Below are 14144 nucleotides of genomic sequence, written 5' to 3' on the forward strand. Positions count from 1 at the left end.
CGGTTCGACAACCGGAAGCCTCGGGTATCACCTGGTCGGGTGGCCGCGCCGGGCCACCCGCCGCACGAGCGCGAGGAGTTGTGAAGATGCCGTGCTGGTACGACGGTCCGCTGGCCTCCTTCGACACCGAGACGACCGGGATCGACGTGGAGCGAGATCGCATCGTGTCCGCCGCCCTGGTCGTCCAGGAAACCCCGCGCAGCGTCCCCCGCGTCACCCGGTGGCTGGTCAACCCGGGCGTCCCGATCCCCGAAGCGGCCACCGCCGTGCACGGCCTGACGGCCGAGCACCTGGCCCTGTACGGCCGCTGGCCGTCGCCCGTCATGGAGGAGGTGGCCCGGGCGCTGACCGACCAGTCGCTCGCCGGACGGCCGCTGATCGTGATGAACGCACCGTTCGACCTGACGCTGCTGGACCGCGAGCTGCGGCGGCACCGCGCCGCCTCGCTCACCCACTACCTGGGCGCCCACCCGCTGTCCGTGCTGGACCCCCGGGTGCTGGACAAGCATCTGGACCGCTACCGCAAGGGCCGCCGTACGCTCACGGACCTGTGCGCGGAGTACGGGGTCGAGCTGACCGGCGCCCACGAGGCCGCCGCGGACGCGCTCGCCGCGCTCCAGGTCGTACGGGCGCTGGGGCGGCGGTACGCGGAGCGGCTGGAGGCGCTGAGCCCGGCGCAACTGCACACCCGGCAGGCGGTGTGGCACGCGGCGCAGGCGCGCGGCCTGGAGTCGTGGTTCGCGCGCAACGGCACGGAGGAGGCGGTGGATCCGCACTGGCCGATGCGCCCGGAACTGCCTGCCGCGGCCTGAGCGACGACGGCCCGCGACCGGGCCCCGCACGGCATTGGTGCCCCAACGCCGAGGGCCGGGCCGCCTGTTGGCGGCCCGGCCCTCGGTCCCGGTGGGCGATACTGGGTTCGAACCAGTGACCTCTTCGGTGTGAACGAAGCGCTCTCCCACTGAGCTAATCGCCCGGGTCTTTTCCGTTCCCGGGGTTTCCCCCGCGAACGACCTGAACAATACAGGCCGTCGCGCCTTTCCATCAAATTCCCGGCCCGCGCATTCCCGTTCCCGCCTCCGGCCGCGCCCCGGAGCGGCCGGAGGCGGGAACGGCCGGGGGTCATCTGCGGGCCAGCCGGGAGGCCAGCCCCCGGCGTCCGGCGCGCATCATCAGCGTGTGGTTGGCGCGGAAGAGCGGCCGCCCGGGCAGCGCGAGCCGGCGCAGTGACGGCTTGCGCACCTCGACCTCCTGCTCGAAGACGGCGCGGGTCCCGCGGCCGGCCGCGCCCACCGTCCAGCGCGCGAAGCCCTCCAGGTCGCCGCGCAGCACGATCTCCAGGGTGCCGGTGACCGGGTCGCGGTGCGTCGCGGTCGCGGTGACGGTGAGCACGTACGGGAGCAGGGACCGGAAGTGCGCGGTGCCGCTGCGCTCGTCGACCCGGGTCACCCGGCGGACCTGGGGCCACCACTGCGGATACGTTTCCGCATCCTCCAGGACGGCGAAGACCGCCGGGGGCGGCGCGCACAGCCGCCATTCGCTGCGGAAGCGGTACCGGTGCAGGACGTGCTGCCAGTCGGCCATGGCCACAGTCTGCCGCCCCGGTGGGCACCGGGCGCCGGGAACGCGACAACGGCCCGGAGGTCTGGGACCTCCGGGCCGTCATCCGGTGTGGGCGATACTGGGTTCGAACCAGTGACCTCTTCGGTGTGAACGAAGCGCTCTCCCGCTGAGCTAATCGCCCGGGCGCAGCGCCAACATTACCGCACGTCGGAGGGGTCCCGTGACCACCCGCGGGGGCGGATCGCCGGGCACCGCTCACTCACCGGTGTTCCACGGCAGCACGAAGCCGAACTTCCACAGGTAGACCGCCAGCCCGGCCACGATGATCACGGCACCGACGCTGGTCAGGATGATGTTGCGGCGGCGCACCTTCGGGTCCAGGGCCTTCTGCGTGGCCTCGGTGACCTTGCGCTTGGTCCAGCGCAGCACGAGCTGCGCCCAGACGAACTCGGTCGCCCAGATCGCCATCCCCGCGAAGATCACCAGCCAGCCCGGCCCGGGCAGCGGCAGCATGATGATGCCGCCGACGACCACGGCGAGGCCGACGATGAAGATGCCCACCTGCCAGCTCAGGTGGAGCGGCCGGGAGCGCTTGATGAAATGCGGCGCCCGGGAACCGAGTCGCTGTTCCACCTTCGCAGTCTCTCCCGCGGTGCTCTCGTCCGCAGCCGGGGACGCCGCCGCGGCGGCGATCCCGACTCCCCCGTCACTCTGCGTATTCATACGGCCCAACCTACCCGACAGAAGACGGTCACCGGAATGGCCGCTGAGGAGGATTGGCAACTCCGCCGTAAGAGGTACCGGAAGTCCCCCAAAACCCTCAGAGGGGTTTACAACGGCACCGTAGGTGGCATGTCGATTTCGCCGACGTGCGAATCCCCGAGCGCACACTGAGCGAAAGGCCCTGGCGCTTATGAACACCACGGTCAGCTGCGAGCTGCACCTGCGCCTCGTTGTGTCGAGCGAGTCGTCACTGCCTGTACCCGCGGGCCTGCGGTATGACACGGCCGATCCTTATGCCGTGCACGCGACCTTCCACACCGGAGCCGAGGAAACGGTCGAGTGGGTCTTCGCCCGCGACCTCCTCGCCGAGGGCCTGCACCGGCCCACGGGCACCGGAGACGTCCGCGTATGGCCGTCCCGGAGCCACGGACAGGGTGTTGTCTGCATCGCCCTGAGTTCCCCGGAAGGCGAGGCCCTCCTGGAGGCCCCGGCGCGGGCCCTGGAGTCGTTCCTCAAGAGGACCGACGCGGCGGTGCCACCCGGCACGGAGCACCGGCACTTCGATCTCGACACGGAGCTCTCCCACATTCTCGCGGAGAACTGAAAGGCGGCGCAGCAGCCCATCGCAGCCATCCACCGCACCGAACCGCTCACACCTGCACCGTCCGACTCGGGGCGACGGAACAGGACCGACAAGTTCATACAGCACGAGCCGGCGCCGTCGCCGCGGACCCACCGCGGAGACGGCGCCGAGGCTTGTTGGACGCGCTAGAGTCGGCGACCATTCGGCAAGGACACCGGGGGCGGCGCCGTCCGCCCCCACCCGGCCAGGGAGCGAAACCGTGATGATCACCCACGACACCCGGTGCGCGCTCGACGCGGTCGTCGACCTGTTGAACACCGCGCCGGAGGGTGACGCCCCCGGCGCCACCGACAGCCTGACCGACCTCGCCGCGCTCCGGGCGTTCGTCGCGCGCAACGCGGTCAGTGACGTGGGCACGCTGGGCGAGCGCGACCTGGCCGCCGTACGGGCCGTGCGGGCGCGGTTCGCGGGGGTCTTCGCGGCGCCGGACGACCGTACGGCGGCGGAGCGGCTCAACGACCTGGTGGCGGCGGCCGGCACCACGCCGCGGCTGACCGACCACGACGGCTACGACTGGCATGTGCACTACTTCGCGCCGGGCGCCTCGGTGGCCGAGCACCTGGCGGCGGACGGCGGCATGGCGCTGGCGTTCCTGCTGGTCGCCGGGGAGCGGGAGCGGCTGCGGCACTGCGAGGCGCCGGACTGCCGGTTCGCCTTCGTGGACCTCTCCCGCAACCGTTCGCGCCGTTACTGCGACAGCCGTACGTGCGGCAACCGGCTGCACGTCGCCGCCTACCGGGCACGCCGCCGCGAGGCCACGCGCTGACGGTACGGCCGGCACCCGGCCCGTCGGCAGCACCGGCCGCCCTCACAGGAACAGGAGGTCGTGCAGGGCGCCGATGAGCAGGAGGACGGCGATGACGGTGAGGAAGAGCATCAGCGGCGGCTGGGACAACGCGAAAAGACAGCCACGCGGTTCGGGGGCCGGGGGGTCCGCCGCTGTGACGGCGGGGTCCCGGGGCAGGGCGCACTCGTCGTTCATCTCGCGCCGATGATGGCGCAGCGGATCGGGCGCCACGCCCCGGATCACTCCTCAGCGCCGGGAGTTCATCAGATCCCGTGCACTTCCGTGATCGCTACGGTGTCCGAGACGTCACCCATGCGGAGCGTACGGCGCGTATCGGCGCGGAGAACCGGACCGCACGGCGCGCGGAGAACCGGACCGCACGGCGCGCGGAGAAGCGGACCGCACGGCGCTTGCCGGGAAGCCCGCCGGCGGCGGCTCCCGCCGGGCAGCGGCTTGCGCGGCCCTCAGATCCCGTGCTTCTTCAGGATGGCCTCGATGTCGGAGAAGTCCTCCTCCGGCGCGCCGCCCTTCTTCCCGCCCTTGGCCTGGGACACGGGCTGCCCGGCCCGGGCGCCCGCGCCGAGCGACGGCGCGGAGGCCTTCGGCGCCACCGCCGCCGGCCCCTGCTGCCGGGCCGCGGCGCGCCGCTCCTTGCGGCTGCCGCCGGCCTTGAGGCCGTGCCGCTCGGCCACCCTCGCGATCATGAACAGGACGACGGAGAGGGCCAGCACCCCGAAGCCCGCCCAGACGACGGGCTTGAAGACCACACCGGTGAGCCAGTCGATCACGCCGGTCATCGCCAGGCCCACGGGCACCAGCGAGATCGCCGCGACGCGCGTCGCGGCCAGGAAGCGCTTGCGGTAGGCGGTCAGCGCGGCGACGCCCAGACCCACCACCGACACCACGGTACAGATGGTCGAGCTCAGCATCCCCGGTCCTCCTGCCGATCGTCTGCGTGACGCGTCGCGCCACGCACGCGGCCCTGTCGCGCCGGACGGCGCGCGACGCCCGCTGGTCCCATTTCTGCCTCCATCCTGCCTCCTCCCGGGCGCCCGGTGCCACGATCCGGGGCAGGCTCAGGGACATCTAGGGGTCCGGCTCCTTCCCAGGTGCCGGTTCGGCCGGGGTGCCGCGGGCTGGGAGACTGGACGCATGAACGACGCCACGACCTCCGGCTCCGCCCGCCCCGTCGTCCTCGACGTGTGGTGCGAGCTGCAGTGCCCGGACTGCACCACCGCGCTCGCCGACCTGCGGGCCCTGCGCGAGCGCTACGGGGACCGGCTGGACATCCGGCTGCGCCACTTCCCGCTGGCCAAGCACCGGCATGCCTACGCCGCGGCCCAGGCCGCCGAGGAGGCCGGGGAACAGGGCACGGGATGGCCGTACGCGGAGGCGGTCCTGGCCCGTACGGAGGAGCTGGGCGCCCAGGGCGAGAAGCTGCTGCTCGCGGTGGCCGCGGAACTGGGTCTGGACGCGGAGGAGATGGACACCGCCCTCATCGACGGCCGGCACCTGCTGGCCGTCGACGCGGACCAGGCGGAGGGCAAGGCGATCGGGGTGACCGGCACGCCCACGTACGAGATCGGCGGGGAGCTGCTGGACGGCAGCAAGAGCCAGGACGGCCTGCGCGAGCGCATCACGGAGATCGCCGACCGGCTGCTGGCCGAGCGGGCCTGACGCGGCCCGCCGGGCCGGCGGGCCGCCCGCTCACAGCAGGAGCTTGTGCAGGGAGTAGTCGGTCGGCCGGTAGCCCAGGGTCTCGTAGAGGCCGCGGGCCCGCGGGTTGTCCACGAAGACGTTGAGCCCCAGGACGGTACGGCCGGCGGTGAGCGTCTCGCGCTCGGCGATCAGCATGAGCGTACGGCCGTGGCCCCGCCCGCGGTGCTCCGGCGCCACCTGGACGTCCATGACGTAGCCGCCGGGCCGGGCCGGGTCGTACGTGGTGGTCCAGACGGTGCCGACGTCCGTGCCGTCGTGGGCCAGGACGCGCAGCGACTGGTGCGCGGTGGCCGGTCCGTCCGGGAGCAGGGTGCGGTGATCCTGCGCCGAGCTGTGTTCCGCGCGCTCGCGCGGCATCCCGTTGGCGACCTGCGCGTCGACGTGGTGGCGGTGCGCGGCGGCCAGCCAGGCCGGGTACTCCGCCGCGCCGAGCGGCCGGTCGGTGCTGCCCGCGGGGAGCCCGGGCGGCGAGGTGAGTTCCTTGAGCATCCGCCGGCTGTGCTCGGTGTAGCCGAGGGCGGCGGCCAGCCGCAGGGCCGGCTCCGAGCCGGCCGGCACGTCCACCGTGATCCGCCGGCAGCCCCAGCCGCGCAGCACCTCTTCGGCGGCGAGGGCGGCGACGGTGCCGCGGCCGCGGTGCCGGTCGCGTTCGTCGATGTGCAGATCCGCGATGCGCCCGGCGGACAGGCCCAGCCGAGCGTCGGTGGCCAGGCTTATGCGGCCCACCGGGCGGCTGTTGACGCAGACTTCGTACGTACGGGCCCGGCCGCCGTCGTCGCGTCGCTCTTCGGGTCCGGCGGGGCGCAGCGTAGTGGTCACGCTGACTTTCTACTCGGTTTCCCGGGCGTACGTCATCAGCGCGGGTCGAAGTCGGCGGCGGCACGCTCCGCGAAAACCCGCATGGCCTCGGCGGTCAACGGTCCGGGGCCGTCACCCAGTTGGCGTCCGTCGACCCGGGTGACGGCCTGCACGTCGCGGAGCGTGGAGGTCAGGAAGACCTCGTCGGCGCGCTCCAGGACGTCCAGCGGCAGGTCGGTCTCCTTGGCGCCGGTCCACTCGACGGTCAGGGCGCGGGTGATGCCCGCCAGGCAGCCGGAGGACAGCGGCGGGGTGTGCAGCACGCCGTCCAGGGCGACGAAGACGTTGGAGCCGGTGCCCTCGCAGAGCCGGCCGACGGTGTTCCCGAAGAGCGCCTCGGAGGCGCCCGCCGCACGGGCGCGGGCCAGCGCGACGACGTTCTCCCCGTACGAGGTGCTCTTCAGGCCCGCCAGCGCGCCGCGCTCGTTACGGGTCCAGGGGACGGTGACCACCGCGGTGGTGGCGGGGCGGCGGGCGGCCTCGCCGAGCGCGACGACCAGGGTGGGGGCCGCCTCGCCGCGGTCCGAGCCCAGGGGCGAGAGACCGCCGGTGTAGGTGATGCGCAGCCGGCCGAGCGGCATCGGGGTGGCCTCCAGTACGGCCGCGCAGGCGCGCCGGACCTCGTCGAGGTCGGGCGCGGGCAGGCCGAGGCCGCGGGCGGAGGAGGAGAGCCGGTCCAGGTGGCGGGTGAGGGCGAAGGCCCGCCCGTCGACGGTCCGGAGGGTCTCGAAAACGCCGTCGCCCACCGTCAGGCCGTGGTCGAGGACCGAGACCCGGGCCCCTTCGGCTTCCCGCAGCTCCCCGTCGAGCCAGATCTTCATGGTCGTGTCCCTCCGCTCGGCTCGTGCAGGCCCGACGCTACCGCGAGCAGTCTGCGGGCCTTCAGTTCGGTCTCGTCCCACTCCCCCTCGGGATCCGAGCCCCAGGTGATGCCCGCTCCGGCGCCGAAGCGCAGCACCGGCCCCTCGGGGGCGGCGCGGTCGATCCAGAACGTACGGATGCCGACCGCCAGCTCGCCCGTGCCGCGGTCGGCGTCCACCCAGCCGATGCCGCCGCAGTACGGGCCGCGCGGCGCGGTCTCCAGTTCCTCGATGATGCGCTGCGACGCGAGCTTGGGGGCGCCGGTGATGGAGCCCGCCGGGAAGGTGGCGCCGAAGAGGTCCGCCCAGCCGGTCTTCTCGTGCTCGTCGGCCAGCTCGCCGCGCACCGTGGAGACGAGGTGGACCAGGCCGGGGTGCGCCTCGACGGCGCAGAGTGCCGGGACGGTGACGGAGCCGGTGCGACAGACCCGGCCGAGGTCGTTGCGGACCAGGTCCACGATCATCACGTTCTCCGCCCGGTCCTTGTCCCGCAGGTCCTCGGGCACCCGGCCGGTGCCCTTGATCGGGCCGGACTCGACGGTGCGCCCGCGGCGGCGCAGGAACAGCTCGGGGGAAGCGGTGGCGACCTCGGTGCCGTGCGCGGGCAGCCGGACCGTGCCCGCGTACGGGGCGGGGTTGCCGCGGGCCAGGACGGCGGACAGCGTGTCGATGTCGGCGCGCTCGGGGTCCGGCAGCGGCGCTTCGAGAATCCGGCAGAGGTTCACCTGGTAGACGTCGCCCGCGGCTATGTGGGCGCGTATGCGCCGTACGCCCTCGATGTAGGCGGCGCGGTCCAGGGAGCTGCGCCAGTCCCCGGGGGCCGGGCCCCGCCAGCGGGCGGGGTCCGGCGGGGCCGCCGCCCCCGTGTCCCGGACGTCCCCGAAGCGCGCGCAGAGCAGACCGCCCTCGTAGTCGGCGACGACGGCCCACCAGCCCGCCGAGTCCAGCGCCTCCGGATCACGGGTGACATCGCGCAGGTCAGTGGCTGTACGGCCGCCGAAACGGGCCAGTGGAGGGAGGTCGTTCACGCCACCGAGTCTATGGCTGGGGCCGGACGGCCGCCCCGATCGGGCGAGCAGCGCAGCACGCTGCACAAACGCGTTTTTGTACTGGCCCGGGAATCCGCTAGAGTTCAACACGTCGCCGGGACGCGGAAGCGAAACGGAGACGGGGTTCCTCCCCGGACCTGGTCCGGAAAGGCACCTGCGGACGTAGCTCAGTTGGTAGAGCACCACCTTGCCAAGGTGGATGTCGCGAGTTCGAGTCTCGTCGTCCGCTCGAAGTGGGGGATCTTCCCGACCCCCGCACTCCTGGTGGAGTGGCCGAGAGGCGAGGCAACGGCCTGCAAAGCCGTCTACACGGGTTCAAATCCCGTCTCCACCTCCAAGGACGATTAGCTCAGCGGGAGAGCGCTTCCCTGACACGGAAGAGGTCACTGGTTCAATCCCAGTATCGTCCACTGGTCCGCAAGGACCGATCCCCCGCCTTCGGGCAGGGCGGAACCCGCGCGATTAGCTCAGCGGGAGAGCGCTTCCCTGACACGGAAGAGGTCACTGGTTCAATCCCAGTATCGCGCACGCAGCACCCGCGGCCCCTGGCCGTGGTCCCGAGGACGATTAGCTCAGCGGGAGAGCGCTTCCCTGACACGGAAGAGGTCACTGGTTCAATCCCAGTATCGTCCACATCGCAGGCCGAGGGCCGGAGCACTTCGCTCCGGCCCTCGGTCGTCGTGCGGCTTCCCGGGGCGGCGGATGAGGCCGGCGGGCCGCTCCGGGTCCGGAGTGACCGAGGCGACGGCGGGCCCCGGACAGGCCGATGGCCGGGCATCTCCCCAGATGCCCGGCCACTCGTGCCGTCCGCCGCACCCCCGTCCCCACGGGGTTGTCGGCCGGAAGATCCCCCGTCCCGGGCCGCTCTCCCGGGACCGGAGCGCCTCAGCGCCCCAGCATTCCGACCACGGACGACGCCTGTGTCATGACGGCTTCCCAGCCGCCGAACACCACGGCGAGCAGGACCGCCAGCGGCAGCACCATGGCCACCGCGACGAGCGGATGACGAGAACCCGAGGGCGGCCCGCCGAACGCCGAGGCGGCCCTGCGCCCTTGCGTACGGACGGCCGTGCGCCCAAAGATGTCTGCCATCGCCCCGCTCCCGTCGCTTCTGCGGCGGCGGGCGTCTGACCTCGGGGGACGAGTGCGTTCGCCCGCCGCTTGCCTCCCACATTAGGGACCCGGCGGGCCCCGGGCGTCATGCCGTCGTACCGATCGCACGGCCTCCGGGAGGATGACGGTACGCCGCGCCGCGTACTCCCCTGGGTGGAGACGGCCCCCTGGGACCCAGGGTCATCCCGGAGGGGCCGGGCACCCGGCGGCCGCCTCGGACTCCTCGGCCCGCGGCACGGGGTGCTCGACCAGGGCCAGAACCCGGCTGGCCATGAACCGGGCCGTGCGCACCACGGAGCCGCTCCGGGTGACTTCGCTCACTTCCACCACTCCCCTGCGCACCGCTGTCTCGACCCTGCGGCCCGCCCTGCTCGCCACCACGTCATACGTCCGGGTCGTGTCCCCGGCGTCCACGACGATCTCGACTCGGTCACCCTTCACCGCGTCAATCCCCCTTCCGCGACGGAACATTGGGCGCACACGCGGCAGGCCGGGCCGCGCCGCGCCCGGATTCCTCCCGCTTCTTCAGGATCCCACCCGGCACCGACAATCCGGCTGCCGACTCATGCGCGGCCTATCAGCACAGCGAGCCGTCAATCCGTAAGCTGTGCCACGTCAGACGGGACCGGGCAGCGGGGATGGACATGGCGATGATGCGGCTCCGGCGCGAGGACCCGCGTGTCGTCGGTTCGTACCGGTTGCACCGGCGGCTCGGCGCGGGCGGGATGGGCGTGGTCTACCTCGGCTCCGACAAGCGCGGACAGCGGGTGGCCCTGAAGGTCATCCGGCCGGACCTGGCGGAGGATCAGGAGTTCCGCTCCCGGTTCGCCCGCGAGGTGTCGGCCGCGCGGCGGATCCGCGGGGGCTGTACGGCGCGGCTGGTGGCCGCCGACCTCGACGCGGACCGGCCGTGGTTCGCCACGCAGTACGTCCCCGGGCCCTCGCTGCACGACAAGGTCAACGACGAGGGACCGCTGTACCCGGCGCAGGTCGCCTCGATCGGCGCCGCGCTCTCCGAGGGCCTGCTGGCGGTGCACGACGCGGGCGTGGTGCACCGCGACCTGAAGCCGTCCAACATCCTGCTCTCCCCCAAGGGCCCGCGCATCATCGACTTCGGTATCGCGTGGGCCACCGGCGCGAGCACGCTCACCCACGTCGGTACGGCGGTCGGCTCGCCCGGGTTCCTCGCGCCGGAGCAGGTACGGGGCGCCGCGGTGACCCCGGCGACGGACATCTTCGCGCTCGGCGCCACCCTCGCGTACGCCTGCACGGCGGACTCGCCCTTCGGCCAGGGCAGTTCGGAGGTCATGCTCTACCGCGTCGTCCACGAGGAGGCGCACCTGGGCGGGGTGCCGGACGCGCTGGCGCCGCTGCTCGCGGCGTGCCTGGCGAAGGACCCGGCGGACCGGCCCTCCACGCTGTCGCTGTCGCTGCGGCTGAAGGAGATCGCGGCGCGGGAGGCGCAGGGGCTGTCGCTGTCGGCCGGGTCCGGCGGCGAGGCGACACCCGGCGGGGCCGGGCGCGGGCGGGCCGGCCGTGGCCCGTCGTCCGAGCGGGGCGCGGCGGCGCCTTCCGAGCGGGGGGCGCCGTCGGAGCGCGGCACGCCGGCCCGGGCCAGGTCCCTGCGGCCGCAGGCGGACCGGCCCACCGGGAAGCGGGCGGAGGAGTACGCGCGGCAGCGGACGGAGCGGCGCGCGGCCGGCACGCCGACGCCGCGGCCGCAGGCGCCGCGTGGGAGCGCGGCGGGGCGGGGAGCCGCGCCGGCCCGGCCCCAGGGAACGCCGGGAGCCCCGGGGGCCGGGGCTCCGCAGGGGGCCGGGGCACCGGGGGACGCCGCGCCGAAGTCCCGTGGCGGCAGGCGGCCGTCGGGCCGTCCGGCCGTACCGGGAGCGCGTATCTCGGGACGAAACGGTTCGCGTCCGGCGCGGGCGCCCCGCACCGGGGCGCGCACGGCGCCCGGCGGACGCAGGCCCGGGCCCGACCGTCGGCTGCTGCGGCAGCGGATCATCGTGTTCATCACGGTGACGTTGCTGGTCGCGCTGGGGATCGCGGCCGCCCAGGGATGCCAGGGACCCGCCCGTGGCTCGGGGGCCGAGCGGCCGGTGTACTCGTCGTCGTCCGTGGTGCCACCGGGTACGGGACGCGGCTGAGCGGGCCACGGGGCGCCGTCTGACCCCATGACCGCGGGGTGCGCGGCCGGCCGGCCCGGTGGGCGCCTGCCACGCGATGCCCGACAAGTGCTAGCGTCACGCCGTGTCCCATCCCGAGATTGATCACGCCGAGTCCAAGCCCGAGATCGATGCAGTCACCGCCGAGTTCTTCGGTGCCTTCGACAACCGGGGCGGCCGGCCTGCCGATGTGGCCCGGATCCGTCGGCTGGTCCTCCCGAGCGGCGTGATCGTCGCCACGGGCCCGGAGTTCCGGGTCTACACCGTCGAGGAGTTCATCGAGCCGCGCCGGCGGCTGCTGAGCGAGGGGCGGCTGACCGAGTTCGTCGAGTGGGAGACCTCCGAACGCACCGAGATCGCGGGCGATGTCGCGTCGCGGTTCGGCACGTACCGCAAGTCCGGGATCTTGGACGGTGCGCCGTTCGAAGGCGGCGGGACCAAGACCATTCAGTTCGTCCGCACCTCGGAGGGCTGGCGGATCACCGCTTTCGCCTGGTACGACCGGCCCTGACTCAGCCGGCCGCCGGTCCCCCGTCCCCCCTGCCCGCCGTCACCGCGTAGAACGCCACCGCCGCCGCGGCGCCCACGTTGAGGGAGTCGACGTCGTGGGCCATCGGGATGCGGACCCAGGTGTCCGCTGCCCGCAGGGCCTGCGGGGACAGGCCGTCACCTTCCGCGCCGAGCATCAGGGCCGCGCGCTCCATGCGGTGCGGAGCCACGTCGTCCAAGGGCACGGCCTCGGCGTCGGGGGTGAGGGCCAGGAGGGGGAAGCCCGCCCCGCGGACCGTCTCCAGGTCGCGGGGCCAGTTCTCCAGGCGGGCGTACGGAACGGCGAACACCGCGCCCATGGAGACCTTCACCGAGCGGCGGTAGAGGGGGTCGGCACAGTCCGGGGAGAGCAGGACGGCGTCCATGCCGAGGGCGGCGGCGCTCCGGAAAACGGCGCCGATATTGGTGTGATCATTCACAGCTTCCATGACCGCGATACGGCGGGTGCCGGGCCGGGCCAGCAGTTCGGCGGCCGTGGGCAGCGGCTTGCGGGCCATGGACGCCAGGGCGCCACGGTGCACGTGATAGCCCGTCACGCGTTCGGCGAGGGCGGGGCTGACCGCGTACACCGGCGCCGGGACCTCGTCGATGACGTCGCGCATGACGTCGACCCACTTCGCGGACAGGAGCATCGAGCGCATCGCGTAACCGGCGTGCCGGGCGCGCCGGATGACCTTCTCGCCCTCCGCGATGAACAGGCCCTCGGCCGGTTCCCGGCGGCGGCGCAGTTCCACGTCGGTCAGGCCCGTGTAGTCGCTCAGGCGGGGGTCGTCCGGGTCGTCGACGGTGATGATGTCAGCCACGGGGTGAGGGTGCCTTGTCGGTGGTGGGCTTCCCGCGGACGGGAAGCGGCCGGTGTCGGAGGGCGGGGACGGCTCGGGGTCAGGGGTTCACGGCGACCACGTCACCGATGACGATGACGGCGGGCGGGCGGATGCCTTCGGCCCGTACCGTCTCCGCGAGGGTGCCGAGGGTGGCGTCCACGCGGCGCTGGGCGGCGGTGGTGCCTTCCTGGACGACGGCGACGGGGGTGCCGGCGCCGCGCCCGTGGGCGATGAGGGTGGCGGCGATGGCGCCGCTGTTCTCGACACCCATGAGGACGACGAGGGTGCCGCGCAGGCGGGCGAGGGCGGACCAGTCGACGGTGGAGCGCTCGTCGTCGGGTGCGACATGGCCGCTGACGACGGTGAACTCCTGGGCGACGCCGCGGTGGGTGACCGGGATGCCGGCGGCGGACGGCACGCTGATGGAGCTGGAGATGCCGGGCACGACGGTGCAGGGGATGCCCGCCTCGGCGAGGGCTTGCAGCTCCTCCATGCCGCGGCCGAAGACGTACGGGTCGCCGCCCTTGAGGCGGACCACGGACTTCCCGGCGCGGGCGTGCTCGATCAGGGCGTTGTTGATGGCCTCCTGAGCCATGAACCGGCCGTACGGGATCTTCGCCGCGTCGATGACCTCGACGTGCGGCGGGAGTTCGGCGAGCAGGTCGCGGGGGCCGAGCCGGTCGGCGATGACCACGTCGGCCTCGGCGAGCAGCCGGCGGCCGCGCACGGTGATCAGGTCGGGGTCGCCGGGACCGCCGCCGACCAGGGCGACACCGGTGGCGCGGGCGCGGTGGTGCGGGGCGGCGAGGGTGCCGTCGCGCAGGCCCTCGACGATGGCGTCCCGTACGGCGGCGGAGCGGCGCGGGTCGCGGCCGGTGAGGACCGCGACGGTGACGCCCTCGCTGCGGCCGGTGGCCGGGGTCCAGGCGGTGGCGGCCTCGGCGTCGTCGGAGCGTACGCACCACACGCGGCGGTCCTCGGCCTCCTGGGAGGCGGCCGCGTTGGCGTCGGGGTCGTCGGTGGAGATGAGCGCGTACCAGGCGTCCGCGAGGTCACCGGGCGCGTACCGGCGGCGCTCCCAGCGGATCTCGCCGGTGTCGGCCATGGCCTCGACGGACGGCTTGGCGGACGGGGAGATCAGCAGGACGTCGGCGCCGGCGGCGACCAGGGAGGGCAGTCGGCGCTGGGCGACCTGGCCGCCGCCGAGGACGACCACGCGGCGGCCGGACAGGCGCAGTCCGACGGGGTAGGCGGCGTGTTCGACGTGCTCGGCCATGGCGGTACGGCT

16 protein-coding genes, 7 tRNA genes and 1 pseudogene are annotated in these 14144 nt (G+C 73.6%); 11 read left to right on the forward strand and 13 right to left on the reverse strand.

Going from position 1 to position 14144, the window contains the following annotated elements; genetic code table 11:
- Positions 1-86 precede the first annotated feature (86 nt).
- Positions 87-812, forward strand: coding sequence for a 3'-5' exonuclease (locus ACH4EB_RS11795; RefSeq protein WP_398347260.1), 726 nt, complete (start codon positions 87-89; stop codon positions 810-812).
- 92 nt (positions 813-904) lie between these two features.
- On the opposite strand, the gene ACH4EB_RS11800 is transcribed toward ACH4EB_RS11795, so the two are convergent.
- From ACH4EB_RS11800 to ACH4EB_RS11815, 4 genes are all read right to left on the reverse strand, one after another.
- Positions 905-976: transfer RNA gene (locus ACH4EB_RS11800), tRNA-Val, on the reverse strand.
- Positions 977-1122: 146 nt separating this feature from the next.
- Entirely contained in the window at positions 1123-1584 is a 462-nt protein-coding gene (locus tag ACH4EB_RS11805; protein ID WP_398347261.1) for an SRPBCC family protein, read from the reverse strand.
- Positions 1585-1672: 88 nt separating this feature from the next.
- Positions 1673-1744: transfer RNA gene (locus ACH4EB_RS11810), tRNA-Val, on the reverse strand.
- A 74-nt stretch (positions 1745-1818) separates the two neighbouring features.
- Positions 1819-2286 (reverse strand): TIGR02611 family protein, encoded by a 468-nt coding sequence (locus ACH4EB_RS11815; RefSeq protein ID WP_398347262.1) that lies wholly within the window; start codon positions 2284-2286, stop codon positions 1819-1821.
- 190 nt (positions 2287-2476) lie between these two features.
- Between ACH4EB_RS11815 and ACH4EB_RS11820 the strand changes: the two genes are divergently transcribed.
- Positions 2477-2890 (forward strand): SsgA family sporulation/cell division regulator, encoded by a 414-nt coding sequence (locus ACH4EB_RS11820; RefSeq protein WP_003987206.1) that lies wholly within the window; start codon positions 2477-2479, stop codon positions 2888-2890.
- A 238-nt stretch (positions 2891-3128) separates the two neighbouring features.
- Positions 3129-3695: a CGNR zinc finger domain-containing protein gene (locus tag ACH4EB_RS11825; RefSeq protein WP_398347263.1), complete on the forward strand. Its 567-nt coding sequence runs from the start codon at positions 3129-3131 to the stop codon at positions 3693-3695.
- 42 nt (positions 3696-3737) lie between these two features.
- Here the strand turns inward: ACH4EB_RS11825 and ACH4EB_RS11830 are convergent, their stop codons facing one another.
- Both ACH4EB_RS11830 and ACH4EB_RS11835 read right to left on the reverse strand, forming a co-directional pair.
- Positions 3738-3947: a hypothetical protein gene (locus tag ACH4EB_RS11830; protein ID WP_398347633.1), complete on the reverse strand. Its 210-nt coding sequence runs from the start codon at positions 3945-3947 to the stop codon at positions 3738-3740.
- Between the two features lie 233 nt (positions 3948-4180).
- Complete coding sequence (locus tag ACH4EB_RS11835) at positions 4181-4645, reverse strand: hypothetical protein (RefSeq protein WP_398347264.1); 465 nt, start codon at positions 4643-4645, stop codon at positions 4181-4183.
- A 223-nt stretch (positions 4646-4868) separates the two neighbouring features.
- On the opposite strand from ACH4EB_RS11835, the gene ACH4EB_RS11840 reads away from it, so the two are divergent.
- Positions 4869-5393, forward strand: a complete 525-nt coding sequence (locus tag ACH4EB_RS11840; RefSeq protein WP_398347265.1) for a DsbA family protein — start codon at positions 4869-4871, stop codon at positions 5391-5393.
- Positions 5394-5423: 30 nt separating this feature from the next.
- On the opposite strand, the gene ACH4EB_RS11845 is transcribed toward ACH4EB_RS11840, so the two are convergent.
- The 3 genes from ACH4EB_RS11845 to ACH4EB_RS11855 are packed head-to-tail and all read right to left on the reverse strand — an operon-like array spanning position 5424 to position 8181.
- Positions 5424-6254, reverse strand: a complete 831-nt coding sequence (locus ACH4EB_RS11845; RefSeq protein ID WP_398347266.1) for a GNAT family N-acetyltransferase — start codon at positions 6252-6254, stop codon at positions 5424-5426.
- A 35-nt stretch (positions 6255-6289) separates the two neighbouring features.
- Entirely contained in the window at positions 6290-7114 is an 825-nt protein-coding gene (locus tag ACH4EB_RS11850; protein WP_398347267.1) for an aminotransferase class IV, read from the reverse strand.
- Positions 7111-8181: a chorismate-binding protein gene (locus ACH4EB_RS11855; RefSeq protein WP_398347268.1), complete on the reverse strand. Its 1071-nt coding sequence runs from the start codon at positions 8179-8181 to the stop codon at positions 7111-7113. Before ACH4EB_RS11855 ends, ACH4EB_RS11850 begins: the two co-directional genes overlap by 4 nt.
- 177 nt (positions 8182-8358) lie before the next feature.
- Between ACH4EB_RS11855 and ACH4EB_RS11860 the strand changes: the two genes are divergently transcribed.
- The 5 genes from ACH4EB_RS11860 (at position 8359) to ACH4EB_RS11880 (ending at position 8835) form a co-directional block, all read left to right on the forward strand.
- Positions 8359-8431, forward strand: a tRNA-Gly gene (locus ACH4EB_RS11860).
- 34 nt (positions 8432-8465) lie between these two features.
- Positions 8466-8539: transfer RNA gene (locus tag ACH4EB_RS11865), tRNA-Cys, on the forward strand.
- A 1-nt stretch (position 8540) separates the two neighbouring features.
- Positions 8541-8612 (forward strand) — tRNA-Val (locus ACH4EB_RS11870).
- Between the two features lie 46 nt (positions 8613-8658).
- Positions 8659-8730, forward strand: a tRNA-Val gene (locus ACH4EB_RS11875).
- A 33-nt stretch (positions 8731-8763) separates the two neighbouring features.
- A tRNA-Val gene (locus tag ACH4EB_RS11880) sits at positions 8764-8835 on the forward strand.
- 252 nt (positions 8836-9087) lie between these two features.
- Here the strand turns inward: ACH4EB_RS11880 and ACH4EB_RS11885 are convergent.
- Both ACH4EB_RS11885 and ACH4EB_RS11890 read right to left on the reverse strand, forming a co-directional pair.
- Positions 9088-9294 carry a hypothetical protein gene (locus ACH4EB_RS11885; protein ID WP_398347269.1) on the reverse strand — a complete coding sequence of 69 codons (207 nt, stop codon included), beginning with the start codon at positions 9292-9294 and terminating at the stop codon, positions 9088-9090.
- 197 nt (positions 9295-9491) lie between these two features.
- Positions 9492-9756 (reverse strand): annotated as a pseudogene (locus ACH4EB_RS11890) (hypothetical protein); the annotation flags it as partial.
- Between the two features lie 203 nt (positions 9757-9959).
- Between ACH4EB_RS11890 and ACH4EB_RS11895 the strand changes: the two are divergent.
- Positions 9960-11465 (forward strand): protein kinase, encoded by a 1506-nt coding sequence (locus ACH4EB_RS11895; RefSeq protein ID WP_398347612.1) that lies wholly within the window; start codon positions 9960-9962, stop codon positions 11463-11465.
- 103 nt (positions 11466-11568) lie between these two features.
- Positions 11569-11994 carry a DUF4440 domain-containing protein gene (locus ACH4EB_RS11900; protein WP_398347270.1) on the forward strand — a complete coding sequence of 142 codons (426 nt, stop codon included), beginning with the start codon at positions 11569-11571 and terminating at the stop codon, positions 11992-11994.
- Between the two features lies 1 nt (position 11995).
- Here the strand turns inward: ACH4EB_RS11900 and ACH4EB_RS11905 are convergent, their stop codons facing one another.
- Both ACH4EB_RS11905 and cobA read right to left on the reverse strand, forming a co-directional pair.
- Positions 11996-12835 (reverse strand): TrmH family RNA methyltransferase, encoded by an 840-nt coding sequence (locus ACH4EB_RS11905; protein ID WP_398347271.1) that lies wholly within the window; start codon positions 12833-12835, stop codon positions 11996-11998.
- Positions 12836-12914: 79 nt separating this feature from the next.
- Positions 12915-14132, reverse strand: coding sequence for a uroporphyrinogen-III C-methyltransferase (cobA, locus tag ACH4EB_RS11910; protein ID WP_398347272.1), 1218 nt, complete (start codon positions 14130-14132; stop codon positions 12915-12917).
- Positions 14133-14144: the final 12 nt, after the last annotated feature.

This window comes from Streptomyces sp. NPDC018045, from assembly GCF_044327445.1.
Taxonomy (GTDB): domain Bacteria; phylum Actinomycetota; class Actinomycetes; order Streptomycetales; family Streptomycetaceae; genus Streptomyces.